The organism is Pseudomonas extremorientalis, from assembly GCF_024584605.1.
Lineage (GTDB): Bacteria > Pseudomonadota > Gammaproteobacteria > Pseudomonadales > Pseudomonadaceae > Aquipseudomonas > Aquipseudomonas extremorientalis.
The window spans coordinates 2,992,876-3,015,496 of record NZ_CP089519.1; the positions used below are offsets into that span (position 1 = coordinate 2,992,876).

The 22,621-nt window shown below is 60.9% G+C and carries 17 protein-coding genes; 5 read left to right on the forward strand and 12 right to left on the reverse strand.

What is annotated here, in order from left to right; all coding sequences use genetic code 11:
* Nucleotides 1–7 precede the first annotated feature (7 nt).
* On the reverse strand, nt 8–1,264 hold the full coding sequence (locus LUU92_RS13275) for a 3-phosphoshikimate 1-carboxyvinyltransferase (RefSeq protein WP_071490570.1): 1,257 nt from the start codon (nt 1,262–1,264) through the stop codon (nt 8–10).
* A 332-nt stretch (nt 1,265–1,596) separates the two neighbouring features.
* Here LUU92_RS13275 and LUU92_RS13280 point away from each other — a divergent pair, with 332 nt between their 5' ends.
* Nucleotides 1,597–2,226: a lytic polysaccharide monooxygenase auxiliary activity family 9 protein gene (locus LUU92_RS13280; protein WP_092249112.1), complete on the forward strand. Its 630-nt coding sequence runs from the start codon at nt 1,597–1,599 to the stop codon at nt 2,224–2,226.
* A 7-nt stretch (nt 2,227–2,233) separates the two neighbouring features.
* Here the strand turns inward: LUU92_RS13280 and LUU92_RS13285 are convergent, their stop codons facing one another.
* Together LUU92_RS13285 and LUU92_RS13290 are read right to left on the reverse strand one after the other, a co-directional pair.
* The gene (locus tag LUU92_RS13285) at nt 2,234–2,788 is read right to left on the reverse strand and encodes a UPF0149 family protein (RefSeq protein WP_071490568.1); all 555 of its coding nucleotides are present in this window, start codon (nt 2,786–2,788) and stop codon (nt 2,234–2,236) included.
* Between the two features lie 62 nt (nt 2,789–2,850).
* Nucleotides 2,851–4,119 carry a chloride channel protein gene (locus LUU92_RS13290; RefSeq protein WP_257103769.1) on the reverse strand — a complete coding sequence of 423 codons (1,269 nt, stop codon included), beginning with the start codon at nt 4,117–4,119 and terminating at the stop codon, nt 2,851–2,853.
* A 192-nt stretch (nt 4,120–4,311) separates the two neighbouring features.
* On the opposite strand from LUU92_RS13290, the gene LUU92_RS13295 reads away from it, so the two are divergent.
* Together LUU92_RS13295 and nudC are read left to right on the forward strand one after the other, a co-directional pair.
* Nucleotides 4,312–5,124, forward strand: coding sequence for a crotonase/enoyl-CoA hydratase family protein (locus LUU92_RS13295; protein WP_058427606.1), 813 nt, complete (start codon nt 4,312–4,314; stop codon nt 5,122–5,124).
* 5 nt (nt 5,125–5,129) lie between these two features.
* A complete protein-coding gene (gene nudC / locus LUU92_RS13300; protein WP_071490566.1) occupies nt 5,130–5,963 on the forward strand; it encodes an NAD(+) diphosphatase in 834 nt (277 codons plus the stop codon).
* Here nudC and LUU92_RS13305 read toward each other — a convergent pair.
* From LUU92_RS13305 to LUU92_RS13315, 3 genes are all read right to left on the reverse strand, one after another.
* On the reverse strand, nt 5,931–6,710 hold the full coding sequence (locus tag LUU92_RS13305; protein WP_071490565.1) for a TSUP family transporter: 780 nt from the start codon (nt 6,708–6,710) through the stop codon (nt 5,931–5,933). The genes nudC and LUU92_RS13305 overlap by 33 nt on opposite strands.
* A 179-nt stretch (nt 6,711–6,889) precedes the next feature.
* The gene (gene pcsA, locus LUU92_RS13310) at nt 6,890–7,609 is read right to left on the reverse strand and encodes a phosphatidylcholine synthase (protein WP_058427603.1); all 720 of its coding nucleotides are present in this window, start codon (nt 7,607–7,609) and stop codon (nt 6,890–6,892) included.
* 149 nt (nt 7,610–7,758) lie between these two features.
* Nucleotides 7,759–8,673: a class I SAM-dependent methyltransferase gene (locus LUU92_RS13315; RefSeq protein WP_257103770.1), complete on the reverse strand. Its 915-nt coding sequence runs from the start codon at nt 8,671–8,673 to the stop codon at nt 7,759–7,761.
* Between the two features lie 191 nt (nt 8,674–8,864).
* Here LUU92_RS13315 and mdeB point away from each other — a divergent pair, with 191 nt between their 5' ends.
* Complete coding sequence (gene mdeB / locus LUU92_RS13320; RefSeq protein ID WP_257103771.1) at nt 8,865–11,531, forward strand: alpha-ketoglutarate dehydrogenase; 2,667 nt, start codon at nt 8,865–8,867, stop codon at nt 11,529–11,531.
* A gap of 1 nt (nt 11,532) precedes the next feature.
* Here mdeB and LUU92_RS13325 read toward each other — a convergent pair whose 3' ends face one another.
* The 4 genes from LUU92_RS13325 to LUU92_RS13340 form a co-directional block, all read right to left on the reverse strand.
* Entirely contained in the window at nt 11,533–12,021 is a 489-nt protein-coding gene (locus LUU92_RS13325) for a DUF1289 domain-containing protein (protein ID WP_071490562.1), read from the reverse strand.
* A gap of 136 nt (nt 12,022–12,157) precedes the next feature.
* Nucleotides 12,158–13,408: a ribonucleotide-diphosphate reductase subunit beta gene (locus LUU92_RS13330; protein ID WP_257103772.1), complete on the reverse strand. Its 1,251-nt coding sequence runs from the start codon at nt 13,406–13,408 to the stop codon at nt 12,158–12,160.
* 185 nt (nt 13,409–13,593) lie between these two features.
* Nucleotides 13,594–14,898 carry an ATP-binding protein gene (locus LUU92_RS13335; protein WP_071490715.1) on the reverse strand — a complete coding sequence of 435 codons (1,305 nt, stop codon included), beginning with the start codon at nt 14,896–14,898 and terminating at the stop codon, nt 13,594–13,596.
* Complete coding sequence (locus LUU92_RS13340; protein ID WP_071490716.1) at nt 14,895–15,635, reverse strand: response regulator; 741 nt, start codon at nt 15,633–15,635, stop codon at nt 14,895–14,897. Before LUU92_RS13340 ends, LUU92_RS13335 begins: the two co-directional genes overlap by 4 nt.
* 405 nt (nt 15,636–16,040) lie before the next feature.
* On the opposite strand from LUU92_RS13340, the gene LUU92_RS13350 reads away from it, so the two are divergent.
* Nucleotides 16,041–17,270 (forward strand): M20/M25/M40 family metallo-hydrolase, encoded by a 1,230-nt coding sequence (locus LUU92_RS13350; RefSeq protein WP_257103773.1) that lies wholly within the window; start codon nt 16,041–16,043, stop codon nt 17,268–17,270.
* 193 nt (nt 17,271–17,463) lie between these two features.
* On the opposite strand, the gene LUU92_RS13355 is transcribed toward LUU92_RS13350, so the two are convergent.
* Nucleotides 17,464–17,877 carry a hypothetical protein gene (locus tag LUU92_RS13355; protein WP_071490718.1) on the reverse strand — a complete coding sequence of 138 codons (414 nt, stop codon included), beginning with the start codon at nt 17,875–17,877 and terminating at the stop codon, nt 17,464–17,466.
* 1 nt (nt 17,878) lies between these two features.
* The gene (locus LUU92_RS13360) at nt 17,879–22,618 is read right to left on the reverse strand and encodes an RHS repeat-associated core domain-containing protein (RefSeq protein ID WP_257103851.1); all 4,740 of its coding nucleotides are present in this window, start codon (nt 22,616–22,618) and stop codon (nt 17,879–17,881) included.
* Between the last annotated feature and the right edge of the window lie 3 nt (nt 22,619–22,621).

Sequence of the window (22,621 nt, forward strand, 5' to 3'; positions counted from 1 at the left end):
TGACGCCTTAATAGCTCAGCTGCACCCCGAGACTGCCCAGGGCCTTCCAGTACTCGGGATAGGTCTTGGCCACGCAATCCGGGTCCTGGATGCGAATACCCGAAACCTTCAGCCCGGCCAGGGCAAAGCACATGGCGATGCGGTGGTCGGCGTGGGTGTCGATCAGCGCGTTGCACGAGGTGCCGGCCAATGCGGGGTCGCTGGCTACCAGCAGATCGTCGCCTTCGATGGTCGCCAGGCCCGGGCGGATTGCATTGAGGCCGTCATGCAGTGCCTGCACACGGTCGCACTCCTTGACCCGCAGGTTGGCCAACTCGGTGAAACGCACCGGCGTGTTGTTGAACGCCGCGAGCACCGCCAGGGTCGGGATGGCGTCCTGCATCTGCGAGCCGACCACCGTGGCTTGCATGTGCGGGAACTGCGCGATCACGGCCTGGGCCTTGGCGTCCGGTTGGGTGAAATCCTGCGCGGCCACGCCGATGTCGATGCCCCCCCCGGTCAACACTTCAGCGGCCCACAGGTAAGTGGCGGCGGAGGCGTCGGGTTCGATCAGGTAGTCGTGGGCGATGTAGCCGGTCGGGGCCACGCGCCAGGTGGTGTCATCAACGGCTTCAACCTGGGCACCGAAGGCGCGCATGCAGTCCAGGGTCAGGTCGACATAGCCACGGGCACCGATGTCCTTGCCGGTCAGCGCCACTTCAATCGGCGCTTCGCCGCAGGCCGCGAGCATCAGCAGCGCCGACACGTACTGGCTGGACAGGCCGCCATCGATCTCGAAGCGCTTGGCCTTGATCTTGCCCACGCCATGCACGGTGACCGGCGGGCAACCGGTCGGGCTGTCGACCTGGATGCCGTTCTGGCCGAGGGTCGCCAGCAACGGGCCGATCGGGCGTTTTTGCATGTAGTCGTCGCCGGTCAGCACCACGGTGCCTTCGACCGTGGCCACCGCAGCCGTGAGAAAGCGCATGGCGGTGCCGGCGTTGCCAAGGAACAGCGGTTGCGGCGGCAGGTGCAGTTTGCCGTTGCCGGTGACGACGAAGGTGGTGTCGTCCGGCTCATCGATGGTCACGCCCATTTGGCGCAGGGCCACCGACATATGGCGGGTATCGTCGCTCTTGAGCGCGCCGCTGAGACGGCTGGTGCCCTTGGCCAGGGCCGCCAGCAACAGGGCGCGGTTGGTAATGGATTTGGAGCCGGGGGGCGCGACCTTGCCATTGAGGGGGAAATTGGGCGGTGTAACGGTCACGGTTTTCTGCGAACTCAAGGGACAGGGCTCCTGATCAAGGCAAGGTGGCACGGAGTGGCCGACGGGCGGACTCGAATAATCGGGCATAGGTACAGTACTTGTCGAGCAGGGAACGCCGCCGGCCGGCATTTTCCGCAGGGTTGTCGATTATCGGGACGCGCTGTAGGTGGATTGCCCTTGGCAGGGTAGGCGTGCGCCCCAACAGGGGGCAGGACAAGCGCGTCCGATCAATGAAATGCAGGAGTTGTGTAACTTTTCATACGCGGCGCCTCGATGGACAAGCCAGGGCGATAGGGTAAGTTCAAAGCGCGTCCCATCCCCGGGGCGTTTTCAATCAAGGAGTGACTGAAATGAACAAACCCCAGACTCAACTCAGACATGGCCGCGTCGTGACCCCGGCCAGCCGTGGCTCGGTGGCTGTTGAACGCGGGCTGCTGGGCAACTGGCAAGTCAACGAAATGGAAGGCGGCAAGAACTTCCCGGCGCTGACTGCCGGGCCGTTCCCCGCACCCTATCAAACCGACGACCAGAGTGTGACGCCGCCGGCCGATGGGCATATCTTGAGCGGCGGCAAAACCGACGAGCGCGATTGCATCAACTACACCGATGAGGAGATGAGCAAAAAGCTCAACACGCCGTTTACCTGGCCACTGCTGAATGTGGAGGCCGGACAAGTCTTCAAGGTGCAGTGGGAATACACCGCCGCCCACGTTACCCGTGGTTACCGCTGGTTCATCACCAGGGATGGCTGGGATCCGAAACAGCGCATCAGTCGCGCTCAATTGGACACCCAGCCATTCTTCGAGGATTTCTACACCCAGGTGCCGTACTACCAGCATGCCGATGAACTGAAAGCCAAGGTCGAGCATCAGGTGACATTGCCCAAGGGTAAGCAAGGCCGACATGTGGTGGTGCTGATGTGGATCGTGGCCAACACGGGCAACGCGTTCTACCAGGCGTTTGACCTGGACTTCAAATAAAGTCCGGTCAACGCTTGCTCAACCAGTAATCATGTAGCGCCCGCGCAGCCGGTTCGATTTCGCTGACCCGCTGTTGATGGGCGTCTACATCCAGGTCGGCCGGCAATTCGAAGTTGTCCTGTTCGGCACACCAGGAAATCTTCTCCAACTGCGCGGCCTGCTCGGCGGGCAATTCCGGCCAGTTACCGATGGCGGCGCCGCGGATGTAGCCAAAGCACCATTCCTCGGCGAGGGTCACGGTGTGGCCCTGGTGTTCGGTATCGTCGAAGCGCGCCTTGAAACCCGTAGCGTCAGTGGCCAGTTGCCCGGCCAGGGTGTTGATATGGCGTACGCACAGTTCGAGGAAGCTTTGCGCTTCATCCATGTTGTCCCATTCCGGGTTCTGGCCGCCCCAGATCGCCGGGAACCACTCGGCCACATCCACCTGGGCCGGGCTGGACACCAGTGCGGTGAAGTAGCCGTCGAGTTCGGCCAGGTTCAGCACCGAATGGTCATCGCCGTACTTGAGCAGGGTGTCTTCGATGAACTCGAATTCGGCGGCGGTGAGGGGTTGGGCGTGCATGGGCATATCCTTTAAACGTCGAGCGCCGCTGTCGGGGCGGCCTAAAGCGCGAAGGATGGCGCTTAGTCAGGCTTTTTTCCAGCAGTTTCCATGCGTTGGCACAGCTTGCCCACGCACACCGCGCCGACCACTGCGAGGATGATCGGCACCAGGAAGTCATGGTCGATGCGAGTGAATTCCGCCACCAGCACAATCGCGGTCAGGGGCATGTTCATGCTGGCGGCGAGGAACGCCGCTGCGCCGATGATTGCAAACGCTCCGAGGGGCACACCCGGCCACACCAGGCTCCAGGCGCCGCCGAGGATGATCGCCAGTAACGCGCCATTCGCCAGGCCGGGGGTGAGCAGGCCGCCTTCGGCCCCGGCGCGCAGGCTGCTGGTGGTGATCAGCACCTTGACCACCAGCAACAGTGCGGCCAGGCCGATGCTCAGCTCATTGTCGAAACCCAGTTGCGCCGGGCCTTTGCCGTTGCCGAGAATCTGCGGCAGCAGCATTGCCAGTCCGCCGATGACGCTGAAGTTGATCAACGCCAATACCGGCAGGCGCCAGCCTCTGGCGGCGTTCGCCCGCGCAGCGCCGGTGAGGCGGGTGAAACCATAGGCGGCCAATCCAAACACTGGCCCACACACCACGGCCCAGGCGATCAGCACCGGGCTCAGCACAAAATGCGGCACGACGTATTGCGACTCCGCCCCCAGCCCGATCCACGCCACCGCTGCACCAATCGCCGAAGTTGCCAGCGCAATCAGCGCCGCTGGCCAACTGAATGCGCCCACCAGCACTTCCAGTACAAACACCGCGCCGCCCAACGGCACGTTGTACACCGCCGCCAGCCCGGCCCCCGCGCCGCAAGCCACGATCAGGCGGTGCATGGGCGGTTCGAGCCGGGCGTGTCGGGACAGCCAGGTGGCGGCCAGTGCACCGACCTCACGGGGCGCCACTTCACGCCCCAGCGGCGAGCCGAGAGCCACGGTGATGATCTGCAACAGCGCGTGGGCGAGGGTGGTCTTGGGCGGCATGATCGGCATCTGTTCCGACACCGCCCGCTTGATGCTCACCAGCGGGCGGCCGTAGCGATAGAGCGTCCACCAGCCCAACCCGGCAACCAGGCCGCATACCACCAGCACCCGCAAACGGTGCTCCGGCGCGGCGGCGGTCACGCCCCACAAAAAGGTTTCGTGGCTGACCAGGCTGTCGAGACTGTAGCCGTACGCCAGGTGCTGAATTCCGTGCAGCAGCAGGGCCAGGAGCATCCCGCCCAGGCCCGCGCCAACGCCGGTCAACACGACCACCAGGGCAAGAATCAGCGACGAACGCAACGTGGACGGCATAGACGGCTCCAGGCAAGGGCCCTGATTGTATAGCCGATAAGCCGGGCCTCCGGGATCAAATGTATCGGTACTGCCTGAACCTTGCGCCCACAACATTCCATTACGTTTGCCCGTCCCGTTTTTGGCCGATGTGCCGTCACACACACTTGTTATAGTTCGGGCCTTATCACTCGCCAGTCAGGGATCACTGCCATGTCCGAATACCAAGCTTTCGTCGTCGAACTCACCGGCAACGTTGCCCATGTGCAGATCAACCGCCCGGAAAAGATCAACGCGATGAACGCCGCGTTCTGGACCGAAATCATCGATATCTTCCAGTGGGTGGAAGACACCGACGCCGTGCGCGCCGTGGTACTCAGCGGCGCCGGCAAGCATTTCTCCTCTGGCATCGACCTGATGATGCTGGCCTCGGTCGCCAATGACTTTGGCAAGGATGTCGGTCGCAACGCCCGCCTGCTGCGGCGCAAGATCCTCGAACTGCAAGCCTCGTTCAATGCCGTCGACAACTGCCGCAAGCCGGTGCTGGCGGCGATCCAGGGTTACTGCATCGGCGGCGCCATCGACCTGATCAGCGCTTGTGACATGCGCTACGCCGCCGAAGGCGCGCAATTCTCGATCAAGGAAATCGACATTGGCATGGCCGCCGACGTCGGCACCCTGCAGCGTCTGCCGCGCATCATCGGCGACGGCATGCTGCGCGAGCTGGCCTACACCGGTCGCCAGTTCGGCGCCGAGGAGGCGCGCAGCATCGGCCTGGTCAATCGCGTCTACGCCGATCAGGACAGCCTGTTGGCCGGCGTGATGGAGATTGCCCATGAAATCGCCGCCAAATCGCCGATTGCGGTCACCGGCACCAAGGCCATGATCAGCTACATGCGTGACCATACAGTCAATGACGGCCTGGAATACGTTGCCACCTGGAACTCGGCTATGTTGCAATCCAACGACCTGCGCGTGGCCATCGCGGCCCATATGAGCAAGCAGAAACCCGAATTCGTGGATTGACTGACATGACCCCAGGCTGGATTACCACAACGCTGCTGGACAACGACGCCCCTGGCGGCTGGGCCGTCGCCCGCAGCCGCGACGGCTTTTTGCACGACACCAATGGCCCGCTGTTCCCGAGGGAATGGCTCAAGCGCCAGGACCTGTCGGTGTTCGCCGAGCATGGCATCGGCCACCTCGATGGCGAGCCGGTGTACCTGCTGGAACTCGACTCGGCGGCTGAAGTGCCGGGCTGCAGTTGGCAGGGCCTGCGCGGCTTCATGCTGCAAGGCGATCACACCTTGTACAAAGTGCTGGGCTATGCGGCGCAGATCGGTACCTGGGCACGGGAGCACCGGTTCTGTGGCAGTTGCGGCCAGGCCATGGTCCAGGTGCCACGGGAACGCGCGATGTACTGCCAGGCCTGCGACCTGCGTAGCTACCCGCGGATTTCGCCGAGCATGATCGTGCTGGTGACCCGTGGCGACGAGATTCTGCTGGCGCGTTCGCCACGCTTTGTCACGGGGGTCTACAGCACCCTGGCGGGGTTTGCCGAGCCGGGTGAGTCGGCCGAAGACTGCCTGGTCCGCGAGGTCCGCGAAGAGGTGCAGGTGGAGGTCAAGAACATCCAGTACATGGGCAGCCAGTGCTGGCCGTTCCCGCACTCGATGATGCTGGGCTTCCATGCCGAATACGCCGGTGGCGACATCGTGCCCCAGGCCGATGAGATCGAGGACGCGCAGTGGTTCAACATCCATGACCTGCCGCCATTGCCGGCGTCACGCTCGATTGCGCGTTACCTGATCGACCTGTACCTGGCCCGACGACTAGGCCACGCTGAACCAGTGTTGCCAGGCTAGGCGCACTGTCAGGCCGAGGACCACGGTGATAAACACCGGGCGAATGAATTTGGCGCCGCCGCTGATCGCGCTGCGTGCGCCAAAGAACGCGCCACACATCACCGAAACGCCCATGGCCAGGCCGACGATCCAGTCCACCGAACCATTGACGATGAACACCGTCAGCGCCGCTGCGTTGCTGACGAAGTTCATGCTGCGCGCCACGCCGCTGGCCTTGACCAGGTCGATGGGGTGCAACAGCATCGTGCTCACCGTCCAGAACGCCCCGGTGCCCGGGCCCGCCACGCCATCGTAGAAGCCCAGGCCGAAGCCCTGGGTGGCTTGCCATTTCTTCTTGATCGGCGCGTCGGCATCCAGCGGCGCCTTGGGCGTGCCGCCGAACAGCAGGTACACACCACAGGCGAACACAATCACTGGCAGCATCTTGTTCAGGGTTTCGGCCGGCAAGTAATGGGCGACCACGGCGCCGGTTAGTGCGCCGATCAGCGTACCGACGATGGCGTGCACCCACTGGCGCGGGTGGAACAGTTTGCGGCGATAGAAGGTGAAACTGGCGGTGGCCGAGCCGAAGGTGGAACTGAGCTTGTTGGTGCCCAATACCAAATGCGGTGGCATGCCGGCGGTGAGCAGGGCGGGTGTGGTCAGCAGGCCGCCGCCACCGGCAATGGCGTCGATAAAACCGGCGATAAAGGCAACCACCGCCAGGATGGCGAGGGTGGTGAGGTCTACGCTGAGTTCGAAGGGCATGGGCAGGGCTTATTCTTGGCAGGGCGCTATGCGAAAGGCCGCCATCTTACTCGCGGGGAGTCTGCAAATCCAAATGTGGGAGGGGGCTTGCCCCCGATTGCGGTGTTCCAGCTAACTCATCTGTAGCTGATCCACCGCTATCGGGGGCAAGCCCCCTCCCACATTGTTACTGCGTCGACTTACGATCGATGTGTTTCGATCCACTCCAACGCCGTACGCCAGATACAAATCCCGAGGAAATACGCCGACATCACCGACCACAACCCAAACGTCCACGGGTTGGTATTCGGGTAATCCACCACCATCAAGAAGCTGCACAGCAACCAGATCGTGGTCACCGCGATATTGATCGGCATGAACCGTTTCACCCGGAACGGGTGCAGGAACTTCATCGGCGTCACGGTCAGCAGGGCCAGGCCAATCACGGTGAGCAAGGTGACCCAGGCTTCCGGCTGGATGATATACACGCACAGCGCCACCACGTTCCAGGCGGCGGGGAAGCCGACGAAGTAGTTGTCCTTGCTCTTCATATTGACGTTGCAGAAGCAGAACAGCGACGACACCAGGATCACCGACACCGTGAACAGGTGGGTAAAGTCCGGCAGGTCGATATAGCGGTAGATAAACAGTGCGGGAATGAACACATAGGTGAGGTAATCGATCACCAGGTCCAGCACCGAGCCGTCAAAGCTTGGCAATACCGTGCTGACATTCACCCGGCGCGCGAGCGAGCCATCGACCCCGTCCACCACCAATGCCAGGCCAAGCCACAGCAGGCAGGCCTTCGGCGAGTTTTCCAGCAGCGCCAGGGTGGCCAGGAAGGCCAATACCACACCGGTGGCGGTAAAGCCGTGGGCGCCCCAGGCTTTGAGTCTGGCTACATGCAGGGTCGATATCACGGGCGGTTCTCCAAAAGGTGAAACGGGGCAGCCGACAACGTGACGCCGTCGAGTCTGGCCGGGGAATGCAGGTATCGACCGGGAAGGGGGTAAGAAGGTTCACCACCCCGGTGTATCACTTAGCGTAGCAAGCGTAAGACATTTCGGCATCAACCCTGGCGGAACACCAGTGCCTTCAAGCCACTTTGCGGGTCGATATCCGGAAACTCCGGCGGGTTTGCCAGGCGCTCCACAAAGTGCAGGCCCGGCGCTTCGCGGGTCACGCCGTCGATCAGGAAGTCTTCGCCGAAGGCCGGGTCGTTCATGCAGGCCAGCACCGTGCCCTGTGGCGTGAGTAAATCCGGCAGCCGGCGCAGCACGCGTTGGTAGTCCTTGGTCAGCAGAAAGCTGCCTTTCTGGAACGAGGGCGGGTCGATGATCACCAGGTCGTAGGGGCCGCCGTTGGTAACCTTGGCCCAGGACTTGAACAGGTCATGGCCCAGGAAACTTACCTTGCTCAGGTCATGACCGTTGAGACGATGGTTGTCGCGGCCACGGCTCAAGGCGCCGCGGGCCATGTCCAGGTTCACCACATGCTCGGCGCCGCCTTCGATGGCCGCCACGGAAAACCCGCAGGTGTAGGCAAACAGGTTGAGCACACGCATGCCCCTGGCCTGTTCGCGCACCCAGTTGCGGCCATGACGCATGTCGAGGAACAGCCCGCTATTCTGTTTCTTGCCCAGGTCGATCAGGTAGCGCAGGCCGCCTTCGACGATGATCTGCTCTTCGACGGGCTCGCCTACCAGCCATTCGGTGGTGCTTTGCGGCAGGTAGCGGTGTTGCAGGGCCACGGTATAACGGCCGAACTGGCCGTGCAGCAGCTGTTTCAGGGCGTCCAGTTGTGCCGCGTCGGGCTCCTTGAACAACGACACCAGCAATACGCCTTGCAACCAGTCCACCGTCAGTTGCTCCAGGCCCGGCCAGCAACGACCACGGCCGTGGAACAGGCGGCGGGTTTCGCTCGGCGGAGTCTGCAGGGCAGCGAGCAAATGAGCGTGCAGGGTGGCGAGTGCTTCTGGGTTCATCGTTAAACGTCATTGATTGAGCGGGCGGCATTTTAAACACAGTTGCAGGGTTGCGGGTGGCTTGAGCACAACGTGCTGCAAAAAAGTGAGTTGGCAGTGATTCATGCTCAATATGCTGAAATCAGCGCTTGAGAACAGGCAAAAAATCCTTCGGTGCCGACATAAACTGGAAAAAAAGCCTGGAGGTGTCCATGAACGGTTTCACGACAGCGGTGATTGACCAGCAAGAACTGGATGAATGGCGCGAAGCCCTCGCTTCACTGGCGGCGAACGCCGGCCCGGCACGGGCGCGCCAGATCCTCGATGTGCTGGCCCAGGATGCCAGTGCCCCGCACATTGACTGGAAACCGCGCCACGGCACGCCCTACATCAATAGCATCAGCGTCGAGCAGCAGCCGGCGTTTCCGGGCGACCTCGCCACCGAAGAACGCCTGGCTTCACTGGTGCGCTGGAACGCCCTGGCCATGGTGGTGCGCGCCAACCAGGCCTATGGCGAACTCGGCGGGCATATCGCCAGTTACGCCAGCGCGGCAGACTTGTTCGAGGTGGGTTTCAACCATTTCTTCCGTGCCCGCAGCGACAGCTTTGGCGGTGACCTGGTGTTCTATCAGCCGCATTCCGCGCCTGGCATTTATGCGCGGGCGTTCCTTGAAGGCCGCTTGAGTGAAGCCGACCTGGCCCACTATCGCCAGGAGATCGGCGGGCCAAAGGGAGGCGCACGCGGCCTGTCCAGCTATCCCCACCCCTGGCTGATGCCGGATTTCTGGCAGTTCCCTACCGGTTCCATGGGGATCGGCCCCATCAGTTCGATTTTCCAGGCGCGCTTCATGCGCTACTTGCAGCATCGCGGCTTGCTGGACGCCACTGACCGCCACGTGTGGGGTGTGTTCGGCGACGGCGAGATGGACGAGCCGGAAAGCATGTCCGCCTTGACCCTGGCCGCCCGCGAAGGCCTGGACAACCTCACCTGGGTGGTCAACTGCAACCTGCAACGCCTTGACGGCCCGGTGCGCGGCAACGGGCGCATCATCGATGAACTGGAAGCCTTGTTTGCCGGCGCCGGTTGGAACGTGATCAAACTGGTGTGGGGCTCGGACTGGGATGCGTTGTTGGCCAAGGATGCCGACGGTTCGCTGGTCAACACCTTGTCCAATACGGTTGACGGCCAATTCCAGACCTTTGCCGCCAAGGACGGCGCCTACAACCGCGAACACTTCTTTGGCCAGAGTGAATCCCTGGCCCGGCTGGTCGAGGGCCTGAGCGACGAACAGATCGACCGCCTCAAGCGTGGCGGCCACGACATGGTCAAGATTCACGCGGCCTACCACGCGGCGCGGCGGGTCAAGGGTAGGCCCACGGTGATCCTGGCCCAGACCAAAAAGGGCTTCGGCATGGGCGAAGCCGGGCAGGGCAAGATGACCACCCACCAGCAGAAGAAACTCGACCGCAATGCGCTGATCGCCTTCCGCAATCGCTTCCAGTTGCCGCTGACCGATGAGCAGACCGAGTCCCTGAGCTTCTTCAAACCGGCAGACGACAGCGTCGAACTGCGCTACCTGCACCAGCGGCGCAATGCGTTGGGCGGCTACGTGCCCAGTCGCAGCCAGGCCGCCGCGCCTGTCGCCGTGCCGGCGGTATCGGGCTACGCCGGTTTTGCCACGGCCGCCGACGGCAAGGAAATGTCCACCACTATGGCATTCGTGCGCATGCTCACCAACCTGCTCAAGGACAAAGCCCTGGGCCCGCGCATCGTGCCCATCGTCGCCGATGAAGCGCGCACCTTCGGCATGGCCAACCTGTTCAAGCAGATCGGCATCTATTCCAGCGTCGGCCAGCGCTACGAGCCGGAAGACATCGGCTCGATCCTCAGCTACCGCGAAGCCACCGATGGGCAGATCCTGGAGGAGGGCATCAGCGAAGCCAGCGCCATCAGCTCCTGGGTTGCGGCGGCCACCAGTTATTCAGTCCACGGCCTGCGCATGTTGCCGTTCTACATCTATTACTCGATGTTCGGCTTCCAGCGCGTCGGCGACCTGATCTGGGCCGCGGCCGACCAGCGCGCCCGTGGCTTCCTGCTCGGCGCCACGGCCGGGCGCACCACCCTCGGTGGCGAAGGCTTGCAGCACCAGGATGGCAGCAGCCACCTCACGGCGGCCACCGTGCCCAACTGCCGCGCCTACGACCCGGCGTTTGCCGGTGAATTCGCGGTGATCCTCGACCACGGTATGCGCCAGATGCTGGAGCACGATGTGGACGAGTTCTACTACGTGACCCTGATGAACGAAAACTACCCGCAGGCGAGCCTCCCGGAAGGCGTGGAAACGGCGATCATCAAGGGCATGTATCGCTTGCAAGGTACGGTCGATGCCAGGGTGCGCCTGTTGGGTTCCGGCACGCTGGTGCGCGAGGCGCAAGCGGCGGCGCAGTTGCTGGCGGAGGATTGGCAGGTGGCGAGCGAGGTGTTCAGCGTGACCAGTTTCAGCGAACTGGCGCGGGAAGCGCGGGAGGTGGAACGCTGGAATCGCTTGCATCCGCAGCAGACGGCGCGTGTCAGCCACTTGGCTGAATGCTTGCCCAAGGGCGCGCCGGTGGTGGCTGTGTCCGACTACGTGCGGGCTGTGCCGCAGATGATCGGTTCGTATCTGGATTCCAGCTACACCGTGCTCGGTACTGACGGATTCGGGCGCAGTGATACACGGGCGGCGTTGCGCGATTTCTTTGAGGTGGATCGCCATCATCTCGTGCTGGCAGCGTTGACGGCGTTGGTGGAGCAGGGGCATCTGCAAGCGCGGGTGTGCCAGGAGGCTATCGAGCGTTACAACGTGCAGACTGAGCGCGGAGCCGCCTGGAACGGCTGAGTTAAAAGCTGGCTATCAGTGGAGGCCCAAAAGCTTCCCTGATAAACCCCGGCGCGATATACCGCTCGTAATGCGCCTCGGACAACAGGAAAAACTCCCGGTCAATCGCATCGCGCAGATCCGCCAGGCTGCGCTCGCGAAACTCCGGCAGCAACCCCAACCCATACGCCTCCAGTCTGGAAATCACTCTAGCCCCCCGCGCAATCAGCTGATACGCCCAGCAATAGGGCGATTGGTGCGGCACAAAGCGGATCTTGCGATTCTCCAGTTGCTGGCGCAGCAGGTGCGCGTCGAACACCTGCAGCTTGCTGGCCATTACCTGCACCAGCAGTTGCTCCAGGCGCAGCCACACCGCCTGTTTTTCCTCGGCGTTGTAGCCGTTCCACTGGATCACTTCGTGGTGATAGCGTTTGCAGCCGCGGCAGACCAGGTCTCCGTAGACGGTGGAGCACAGGCCGACGCAAGGGGTCTTGATGGTTTGATTGGGCATAAGAGGCAATTTGCAAAGATTTATCGCGCACCGCAACCCATGTGGGAGGGGGCTTGCCCCCGATTGCGGTGCATCAGTCACTGAAGCTTGAGCTGAACGAACGTCATCGGGGGCAAGCCCCCTCCCACATGTGGAGTCAGTCCCAGCTCAGCGCGCCGCCAGTCTGGTACTCGATCACACGGGTCTCGAAGAAGTTTTTCTCTTTCTTCAAGTCCATGATCTCGCTCATCCACGGGAATGGGTTGGTGGTACCTGGGTACTCTTCCTTCAACCCAATCTGCGACAGACGACGGTTAGCAATGAACTTGAGGTAATCCTCCATCATCGCTGCGTTCATGCCCAATACACCGCGAGGCATGGTGTCACGAGCGTATTCAATCTCCAGCTGCGTCCCCTGCAGGATCATCTGGGTCGCTTCTTCCTTCATCTCGGCATCCCACAAATGCGGGTTTTCGATTTTGATCTGGTTGATCACATCGATACCGAAGTTCAGGTGCATCGACTCGTCACGCAGGATGTACTGGAACTGCTCGGCGACGCCGGTCATTTTGTTGCGACGGCCCATGGACAGGATCTGGGTGAAGCCGCAGTAGAAGAAGATGCCTTCCAGGACGCAGTAGTAGGCGACCAGGTTGCGCAGCAGCTCTTTGTCGGTTTCGACGGTGCCGGTTTCGAACTTCGGATCGGAGATCGAGCGGGTGTACTTCAGGCCCCAGGCGGCCTTTTTGGCGACCGATGGGATCTCGTGGTACATGTTGAAGATCTCGCCTTCATCCATGGCCAGCGATTCGATGCAGTACTGGTAGGCGTGGGTGTGGATCGCTTCTTCGAAGGCCTGGCGCAGGATGTACTGGCGGCACTCCGGGTTGGTGATCAGGCGGTACACGGCCAGCACCAGGTTGTTGGCCACCAGGGAGTCGGCGGTGGAGAAGAAGCCGAGGTTGCGCATGACGATGCGGCGTTCGTCGTCGGTCAGGCCTTCGGGGTTTTTCCACAGGGCGATGTCGGCGGTCATGTTGACCTCTTGCGGCATCCAGTGGTTGGCGCAGCCGTCGAGGTACTTCTGCCAGGCCCAGTCGTACTTGAACGGCACGAGTTGGTTGAGGTCGGCGCGGCAGTTGATCATGCGCTTTTCGTCAACGGCGACGCGGGCGGAGGCGCCTTCGAGTTCGGCGAGGCCTTCGGCGACGTCGAGTTTGTCCAGCGCAGCCTTGGCGCGGATGATGGCGGCGGAGTCACTTGCGGTGACGGCGCGGGCTTCGATGGCCGCGGCAGCGCCGGCACCGTCGAGGCGGTCCATGTTGGCTTCGCTGGCGTGGCCGGCATTGGCGCCCTTGATCACCGCTGCACCGGTGTCTTCGTTGTCGACTTCATCCCAACTCAGCATGGAAATGCTCCTTCCTGGTATTCGAAAAATAAGTGTTTTTGCAGGCTTCAGGCATTGAAATACTGCGCATAGTGTGGTCGATAAATACCGAGGCTGCACACTATGTAGTGGTCTATTCTGTTTGTGGGCACACTATATGGTGTGTAACAAGACTGGTCAACGTGCAGGAATCACGTTGGCCTGCTTTAAAGGCTGATCTTGATCTGCGCGCACAACCCACCTTCCGGCCGGTTGCTCAACGTTAACGAGCCCCCGATCGCCACCACCAGTTGCTGGGCAATCGCCAGCCCCAGGCCGGTGCCGCCGGTGCCGCGGTTGCGTGAGCTTTCCACGCGGTAGAACGGCTGCATCACCTGCACCAGTTCGTCCTCGGCAATGCCCGGGCCGTTGTCGAGTACCTTGATCGACAGCTCGCCATCGGCGGTCGAACCGACCTCCAGCTGCGCGGCGCCGGCGAACTTGAGGGCGTTGTCCACCAGGTTCACCAGCACCCGGCGCAGGGCGTGAGGGCGGGTGTCGAGAACTACCGCGCTTTTGCCGCTGAGGCTCACCTGTTTGTGCATGTCCTGGTAGTCGAACACCAGGCTGTCAAGGAAGGCGTCGAGGTTGATACGGTGGCTGGCTTCGGTGGCGCCGTGGACGCTGCGTGCGTAGGCAACCCCCTCGCGCACCAGGTGCTCCATTTCCCCGAGGTCGCTCCAGAGTTTGTCGCGTTCGGCACAATCCTCCATGAATTCGGCGCGCAGTTTCATGCGGGTGATCGGGGTTTGCAGGTCATGGGAAATTGCCGCGAGGATCTGCATGCGTTCCTTCAGGTATTCGGCGATGCGTTGTTGCATGGCGTTGAACGCAACCGCGGCATGGGCTACTTCGGTGGGGCCTGTTTCGTCCAGCGGCGTGGGGTGAGCGTTAGGGTCCAGGGTCTCCACGGCGCGCGCCAGGCGGGTCAGCGGGCGGATGGCCAGGCGCACGGCGAACCAGGTGCAGCCCAGCAGCAGCGCCAGTTGCAGCACCAGCACCACCGGCAGCCAGTACGCGACGGGCAGCATGGAGGGGCGCACGTCGAGGGTGATCGGGTTGCCGTCGGCCAGGGTCAGGTGTGCCTGGAAGTGCTTCTGCATCCCAGGGATGTCGCGAAAGGTCAGCGCGTAGTGTTCACCCAATGCATCGGCAATCGAGGTGGCGGCCATGGGCACGTCGTCGCTGCGCATCGGCTCGCCGGTTTCGCCGGCGTTGAGCAGGTAGCGATAGTTTTGCCGATCCAGGCGCGGCAGCCAGCTGGCGCGCTCGTCGGCGGGCAGCCGGTCGAGGATCGCCACCGAGGTGGCCACGTCGTTTTCCAGGTTGCCCAGCATGGCGGTGCGCGCGCTGATGTAGCGCTCATAGAACTGTGCGCTGAAGGACAAGCCATGGGCGCACACCAGGCTGATCAGGAAGATCAGCGACAACTGTGACGCCAGGGTACGCGGCCAGCCAAACCTTAAGGTCATTTTTCGGCCTCGAGGATTTCCACCGGCAGGGAGAACACGTAGCCCTCGCTGCGCACGGTCTTGATGTAGGCCGGTTCGCGGGCGTCGTCCAGCAGGCGTTGGCGCAGGCGGCTCACCAGCAGGTCGATGGAACGGTCGAACAGGTCGGCGTCGCGGCCCTGGGTCAGGTTGAGCAACTGGTCGCGGTTGAGCACGCGCTGGGGGTGATCGAGGAACACCCGCAGCAGGCGGTATTCGGCGCCGCTCAGGGCGACCAGGGTGTCGTCTTCGTCGAGCAGGTGGCGGGCGGTGGTGTCCAGGCGCCAACGGCCGAAACGGATCAGCCGCCCGGTCTCGCTGACCACCAGGTTCGGCGGCAGCATCCGCGTGCGGCGCAGCACCGCGTTGATGCGCGCCAGCAGCTCACGGGCGGCGAACGGTTTGACCAGGTAATCGTCCGCGCCCATTTCCAGGCCGATGATGCGGTCGGTTTCATCGTTGCGTGCGGTCAGCATCAACACCGGCGTGGCTTTGTGCTTGCCCACCCGCAGCTCGCGGCACAGCTGCAAACCGTCGTCGCCGGGCATCATGATGTCCAGCACGATCAGGTCCACCGGGGTGGTCTCGAGGAAGCTGCGCATCTGGCGGCCGTCGGCGACCACGGTGGTGCGCATGCCGTTCTTTTTCAAGTAGTTGCCCACCAGTTCGCGGATTTCCCGGTCGTCATCGACGATCAGGATGTGATCGACATGATCCATGCAGCCTTCCTCGTTAAATGCTTGTTGGGGCGCAGTCTAGCCACTGGCGCCGGCCTTGCCTTGTACCCTTTGTATTCCAGTGTATCTGGCGATAAGGAGATACACGACGAAGCAAAAAGGCTGGTGCGACAGGTTTTATCCCGCTGCATAGCCGATAAACGGTTATGTACTAATAAACTTCTAATATTTCTAGTGAATAGCCACGGCCTTGGCTGGAAGCGAGCAGGTTGCGCCCGCGCAGGCGGTCGAGGGCTTCGTTGAGGGGGCACTTGCTCACGCCCTCTGATGCAACGCATCACGGCTGCTCTGCTGCTGGGTGTGGCGGTGCGGTGCGCGAGGGTTGGTTGCGATCAGTCTGTGGGGTAGGGTGTCACGGCACCTTCCAACAAAAACAAGGATCGGTTCATGCTCTTCACCTTCCGCCGTACCCTCTTGGCCGCAACCTTGGCCATGTCCTTCGCTGTGCCGGCCTACAGCGCCGAGCCCCATAAACAGATCCAGGCCCAATCCGAACACTACAAGGCCGACGCCCTGAAACTGCTGGAGCGCCTGGTAAACATCGACTCGGGCTCAGGTTATGAACCGGGCCTGACCCAAGTGCGCGACATCGCCGTGGATGAGCTGAAACAGCTGGGCTTTTCCATCGAGCTGGTGCCGGACAAAGCCGCCAACAACAGCCACGTGGTCGCCACCCTAAAGGGCACCGGCAAAGCCAGAATCCTGTTGATGGCCCATATGGACACCGTGTTCAAGGAAGGCTCGGCCGCCGAGCGCCCGTTCCACATCAAGGACGGCCGCGCCTATGGCCCCGGCGTGATGGATGACAAAGGCGGCATCGTCGCCGGCATCTACGCGCTCAAAGTCCTCAAGGACCAGGGCTTCATGGACTACGCGCAAATCACCTTCCTGCTCGATGCCAGCGAAGAAACCGGCTCCGACGCCGCCTCCGAGCTGATCCGCCAAACCGCCAAGGCCCACGACGTCACCCTCAACCTCGAACCCGGGCGCCCGGCCGATGGCCTGGTGGTGTGGCGCAAAGGCAGCGCTACCGCCTTGGTCGAGGTCAAAGGCAAAGCCGCCCACGCCGGCGTCGCCCCGGAACTCGGCCGTAACGCCGCCATGGAAGCGGCGCACCAGATCCTGCAACTGGGCAAGCTGGGGGATGCTGAGAAGAAAACCACCATCAACTTCACCGTGATCAAGGCCGGCGACCGCACCAACGTCATTCCCGACCAGGCCATGGCCAAGGCGGATGTGCGCGCGGCGTTGCCGGAAGAGTTTGATCGCATCGAGAAGGATCTGGCACGGGTGTCGGCCAACAAGCTGATCCCCGAGACCGAAGTGAAGACCAGCCTGCAGCGCGGGCTGCCACCGATGCCGCAGACACCGGAGTCGGACAAGCTGGTGGCGATTGCCCAGGGGATTTATGGGGAGTTGGGCAAGACGTTGACGATTGAAGGCAGTGGCGGTGCGGCGGATGCCAGCTTGTCAGCCGGGGTAGGCACGCCGACGTTGGATGGGTTTGGGATTGTTGGCGGGAATATTCATACGCCGGAGGAGTATGCGGAGGTGGAGAGTGTGGTGCCGCGGGTTTATCTGTTGAGTCGGATGATTATGGAACTTTCGAAGCGGTGATTTTCTGCTGATTGACACCCTTTTGTGGTGAGCAGGCTTGCCCTGCGTTGGGCTGTGTAGCAGCCCCAAAACAGACAATGCCGTTTCACCTGAAGACATCTATCGCCTGGATTGGGGCCGCTTTGCGGCCCAACGCAGGGCAAGCCTGCTCACCACAGAGTACGAACTCAGGGGGGAGTCATATAAAAAAGGCTTAGTTAAATTTTTCATAGTCTTGAGCACGCAGTGATTCTAGCCATTTTTTAAAGAAATCAATCTGTTCTTGTGGGTTGCTTGTAAGGTTTTCTTCTTCATAGTCGAATAAGTGAACAAGGTCTTCGTTAGATGCTTGTCTGCCTAAAGTCATTTCGTATGCCACAAGGCCTGCACTCATTTGAGATGCCATTCTTGAAGGCTTAACGTTTATCTTTGCACCTTTGCATAGGAAGGTTATATGAGGGAAGTCTGCCCTGATTTTTGCGAGGCAAACATACATGTCTATACCTTCGTAAATCGTTTTAAAGTTATCAGCCTCTGAAAATACCATAATTAGCTTTGAGGTGTCATATTTAACAGTTACTTCTGTTTTTTGATTGTCAATGATGGCAGGTATTTTTTGCGTTTTCATTTTATTTCCTGTTTGGATTTGGAATCGAATATCCTACATAACTTCCATCAGCTTTGACTGGCGTAGCACCTATAATATCTTCTGTTTTTATTTTGTGGTGAATGGCAAATTCTTTTTCTTTGGGATATGGCGTCTGGTTGCCTAGCTCTAGGTTTATATCATGACCCTCAATGCTCCTGATCGTATACAAATAACCTTTTTTATCTCCATAGCTGGTTGCAAAGGTGATTCCCACTGTGCGGAGAGGCGATGTACTAATAAAGTTGCTTGGTGGGTCATGACTGTCAACAGCATGCAAATATAGATCTTCACTATCGCCTTTGCTTTTGAAGCCGTTTTTAAATACCTCGTTTGGAGGTGTTTTATCTCCACGAAAAAGATATTCCTCATCTCTATTCGAAATTGGTGGGTCGGGTTCTGATTTTTTAATTGACGCTTGTGCTGAAGGTTCTTGAAAACCAGATGAAGGTTTACATCCCCTTTCACCTGGACATCCGTTTAAACCCAGCGGATCAATCCACCCCGTGGGATTAGGCACGTACTGGTATGTGTTAATTCCACCCGCCAGCTTCACCGGATCCGGCGTCAGGTAACGACCAACATCCGGATTGTAGTAGCGATGGCGGTTGTAGTGCAGTCCGCTTTCCTGATCGAAATACTGACCCTGGAAGCGCAACGGGTTGTCGACTTTTCCGATGTCGAGGCGGGTGATTTCGCCGTAGGCACGGTAATGCGCGGACCAGACGATTTCGCCATCCGGGGCGGTGAGTTCCTGCGGCGTGCCGAGGTGGTCGAGTTGGTAGTGGTAGGGCTTGGTTTCCTTGGGGCCGAAGCCTTCCAGCAAGGCTAGCGGACGGAAGCTGTCTGGTTCATAGAGATAGCTGCGATGCCGATCCGCGTGGTGTTCGGCGATGAGTTTGTCGCCTTGCCAGAAAAACTCGGTAGTAATCCCATCTATGGTTTTGCTGATACGCCGCCCAAACGGGTCGTAGCGGTAGCTGGCGGTCTGGCCGTTGGGTTTTTTAATACCGATCAGGCGGTGCTGGCAGTCGTAGCGGTATTCGGTGACGAGTGCGTGGCCCTTGCCGCGGCGTTCGCGGATGAGGTTGCCGAAGGCGTCGTAGTCGTAATGATGGTCGCCCTGAATCATCAGGCGGTTGCCGGCGACGATGTCGGGGCCGGGGCGGTTGTGCATGAGCAGGTTGCCGGCCGGGTCGTGGCCGAAGCGTTCCTGTTCGTCTTGCGAGTGGTCGGCGCGGGTGAGGCGGTTGAGTGGGTCGTAGTGGTAGCGGTGTTCACCTTTGCGAGTGTCGAGCAGGCGGGTGAGGTTGCCGGTTTTGTCGTAGTCGTAGTGGCGGCGGTATAGCGGGCCTTCGGCATCAACGATGCTCTGGTTGAACAGGCGGCCTTGGTGGTCATGTTGGTAGTGGCTGAACAGTTGGCCTTGTTGGCGTTGCTGTTCGCGACCGGCCTTGAACAGGTGTGAGGTGAGTACTGCGCCATTCAGTTCGACGGTGGCGAGGTGGCCGCCTTTGTCGTGAGTGAAGGTGAGGCGGTTGTTGTCCGGCAGGCGCAGGTTTTGCAGGTGACCACAGGCGTCGTAGCCGTAGCGCAGGGTGCCCCAGCCTTGGTGTTCGGCGGTGAGGCGGTTTTGGCTGTCGTACTCGTAGGCCAGTGACCAGTGGCCGTCTTCGACGCCTAAGAGATTGCCCTGGCGGTCGTAGGTGTAATCGACGGTATTGCCATCGGGCAGGGTTTTTCTGATCAGGCGTCCGGCATGATCGCGCTGGTAACGGGTAACCAGCTGACTGCCGTCATCGCCGTGTTCGGTCTTTTCCTGAAGGTTGCCGTTGAGGTCGTATACGTACGCCGTGCGCTGACCGTCAAAGCCGATTTCCTGCTGGATCAGGCCGTTGTTGTGGTACTGGAGCCGGTAGGTCTCGCCCACCTCGTTTTCGATCTCGGTCAGCAGTAACCGCGCGTTGTCGTAGCGGTACTTGACCTGGGTGCCATCGGCATTGATGCGTCGGCTGATCAGATGCAGGCCGTCGGCGTATTCGTAGTGGGTGACGTGGCCCTGTTCGTCGCGTTCGGCGGTGATTTTTCCGTAAGCGTTGTAGGTATATTTACGCGTGTCGCCGCTCGGCAAGACGACCTGGACTAACCGCCCAACGTCGTTCCACTGGTACTGGGTCAGCGCGCCATGCTCATCCTCACGCGCAATCTGTCGCCCCAGATCGTCATAGCGATAACGCTTGATCCCACCATTGGGCAACTGCTCCTCAAGCAACTGCCCACGCTCGTTCCACACCAGCCGCTGACAGCTGTGGTCCGGGTACCAAACCCCAATCAGCTGTCCGTATTTGTTGTAGGTGTAATCGGTAACGTGACCGTCTGGATCGGTCTTGCGCGTTACATCGCCCTGATCATTGCGCTCATACTTCCAAACCGCCTGACCCCGCCTTACAACCCGTACGAAGCCGTTATCATGCTCGTAGGTCGTCGGCTCATCGTCCCCCGGAAACACCGCCACCAAGCGCCCGGCTTCGTCGTACTGATACGCCGTGATCGCCCCGAGCGGGTCCTGCTCAACCGTCAGCCGGCCTCTGTCATCGTAGGAGTTGAAATGCTCGGCGCCATCCGGATCGACCCGCTGCACCAGCCGCGCCCGCTGGTCATGCACGTAGACTTCCTGGCTGCCATCGGCGTTAAACACCGTGACCTGGCCGTTGTCATCCCAGGCATAACGCGTGTCCATCTGCGAGAAACTGGCCCAGTGCCGAATGCACCGCGCCGCCTTGCCAGGCCGTTCCCACTCCCAGAAGAAACTCGCCCCACCGGCCAAGCCACGTTCAAGGATGACGTGCTGTTCGTCGTAGCGATAAACCTCGCTTTCGCCGACCGCGTTGGTCGCTGAAACCAGTCGTCCCAAGTCGTCATAGGCGTAGGAAACAACCGTCTGCTCCGTCACCCACACAAACGGACCGTCATCCATAACGCGATGAATCTGGTAATCCACCGCCACGATGCGGCCCGACGCGTAGCGCAAAAACAGCGAGCGCCCGACGCCGTTATCCACCCGCTCAATACGCCCCAGAAAATCCCGGGAAATGCGCAGGCGGTTGTCATACGCATCGCTGATCGCTGTCAGCACACCGTCGCGGAAGTGGTAGAAACGTGACGCCTGGGCCAGCACCAGTTCATCAGGCGACGAACCCAGATAGATTGCGGCTTCGGCAAGACTGTTGGTGATTGCGGGGCGAGAAGTAGACGGCAAGGGCAGGGTGGTGGAGCGGTTTTCATGATCGGTCCAAAGCACCGAATCCCCGGAAACACTCAGCCGATGCGCCAGCGCATGACTCCAGCCAAACCCCAACCCACAATCCACTTCAACCGCACTGGTGCGATACAACCGCGTCCACTCAAACGGCAAGATCCCGTCCAGCGTCCCATCGGTGAGGGTCAGGAGTTCCTCGCCGGTGACCATCGACACCGGGCAGCCGTTGGTGGCGGTTTTGTCCGAAGATGCGGCCGCATCCCCAGCCGGATTCTTCGCAACAGCCGGCACGTCATCCACATGCTCTTGCTGAACTAACGCCGTTCGCTGGGACTTGTTGCGCACCACCGGCACCGCGTTGGAAACCACCTGATCCCCGGCCTTCAACGGTGCATCCGGAATCACCCGGATCGGCGTCGCGGAGCTACCCAGCAGCAACGGCCTGGCCGCCTCGACATGCGCCTCCAACCGAGGCCCGACCAACTGGTCCGCGAGCATCTCCAGCCACTGGCGAGCCCGGCCAGGCTTGATGTGACTCATCACCTGGGCACCCAGGCGCACGGTCACGCCCATGGCTCCCGCAACCCTCACCAACAGCAAAGCGATCAACACGTCGCCGGTGATTTCCCCCATCACCTCGCTCATCGCTTGCGGCGGCAACATCCGTATCCAACTGCAGATCGCCGACAGGTAGATAAACATCAGCGGCTCGTCGCTGAGCACAAGCAGGCCCTGGGCAATGGTGTCCTTGCCCAGTTTCAACAGTTCATCCAGTTCGGCCTGGGAGACGTACTGCAGCAGTTTCTGGCTGTTGCTCTTGAGGTCCGCCAGCAGGTCGTACAGTTGTGTGAAATTGTCCCAAAGGCTGTAGAACGCCTTACCCATGCCATGAAGAAACGCCTTCTCCAGCAGCCTGCGTTGATCAAGCGGGCTGGCGTCTGTGTAGTCTTTCCACTGGGCTTCGAAGGTGTTTTTCCACTCTTCGCGCAGGCGAACTTCCAACCCATCAATCACCGATTGATAAGACGCATACAGCGCCTTGAGGTGATCCTCGGAAACGTTGGGATAGAAGCTGACCCGGTATTGCTGGTCGCGCTCACACTGGTCGATTTCGAGGATGCCGCTCGGGCCGATGGTCTTGTGGATCGGCTCGCCCAGTGGGCCGCCGTTGGGGTCGACACGCTGCACCATCACCGGCGTGTTGCCGATGGGTACAAATCGCGTGCTTTGGAACAGGTGCACCAGGGTCAGCTTGCCGTTGGCCTGGCAAGTCGCAACGGTGGTGCTTGGGTAAAGAGAACGGTTGATCGGCGCGACCAGCGCCACTTCATCCCCGACCTTGAAGACTTGCTCGACATCCAGCGCCGAAACGCTCCAAAAGCTTGAAGCCCACGCGTCAAAGGTATTCAGGCATTCCCGGAAATCGCGAAAGACGCGCTCGATATCGACCGTCTTCACATCCATTGG

What these genes read in the sequence shown, in the direction of transcription:
- LUU92_RS13305 (WP_071490565.1), bottom strand. Translation starts at nt 6,710, where the DNA reads ATGCCCTTCGAACTCAGCGTAGACCTCACCACCCTCGCCATCCTGGCG.
- LUU92_RS13280 (WP_092249112.1), top strand. Translation starts at nt 1,597, where the DNA reads ATGAACAAACCCCAGACTCAACTCAGACATGGCCGCGTCGTGACCCCG.
- LUU92_RS13290 (WP_257103769.1), bottom strand. Translation starts at nt 4,119, where the DNA reads ATGCCGTCCACGTTGCGTTCGTCGCTGATTCTTGCCCTGGTGGTCGTG.
- LUU92_RS13340 (WP_071490716.1), bottom strand. Translation starts at nt 15,635, where the DNA reads ATGGATCATGTCGATCACATCCTGATCGTCGATGACGACCGGGAAATC.
- LUU92_RS13330 (WP_257103772.1), bottom strand. Translation starts at nt 13,408, where the DNA reads ATGCTGAGTTGGGATGAAGTCGACAACGAAGACACCGGTGCAGCGGTG.
- LUU92_RS13350 (WP_257103773.1), top strand. Translation starts at nt 16,041, where the DNA reads ATGCTCTTCACCTTCCGCCGTACCCTCTTGGCCGCAACCTTGGCCATG.
- LUU92_RS13360 (WP_257103851.1), bottom strand. Translation starts at nt 22,618, where the DNA reads ATGGATGTGAAGACGGTCGATATCGAGCGCGTCTTTCGCGATTTCCGG.
- LUU92_RS13315 (WP_257103770.1), bottom strand. Translation starts at nt 8,673, where the DNA reads ATGAACCCAGAAGCACTCGCCACCCTGCACGCTCATTTGCTCGCTGCC.
- LUU92_RS13325 (WP_071490562.1), bottom strand. Translation starts at nt 12,021, where the DNA reads ATGCCCAATCAAACCATCAAGACCCCTTGCGTCGGCCTGTGCTCCACC.
- LUU92_RS13355 (WP_071490718.1), bottom strand. Translation starts at nt 17,877, where the DNA reads ATGAAAACGCAAAAAATACCTGCCATCATTGACAATCAAAAAACAGAA.
- LUU92_RS13285 (WP_071490568.1), bottom strand. Translation starts at nt 2,788, where the DNA reads ATGCACGCCCAACCCCTCACCGCCGCCGAATTCGAGTTCATCGAAGAC.
- LUU92_RS13335 (WP_071490715.1), bottom strand. Translation starts at nt 14,898, where the DNA reads ATGACCTTAAGGTTTGGCTGGCCGCGTACCCTGGCGTCACAGTTGTCG.
- LUU92_RS13295 (WP_058427606.1), top strand. Translation starts at nt 4,312, where the DNA reads ATGTCCGAATACCAAGCTTTCGTCGTCGAACTCACCGGCAACGTTGCC.
- mdeB (WP_257103771.1), top strand. Translation starts at nt 8,865, where the DNA reads ATGAACGGTTTCACGACAGCGGTGATTGACCAGCAAGAACTGGATGAA.
- nudC (WP_071490566.1), top strand. Translation starts at nt 5,130, where the DNA reads ATGACCCCAGGCTGGATTACCACAACGCTGCTGGACAACGACGCCCCT.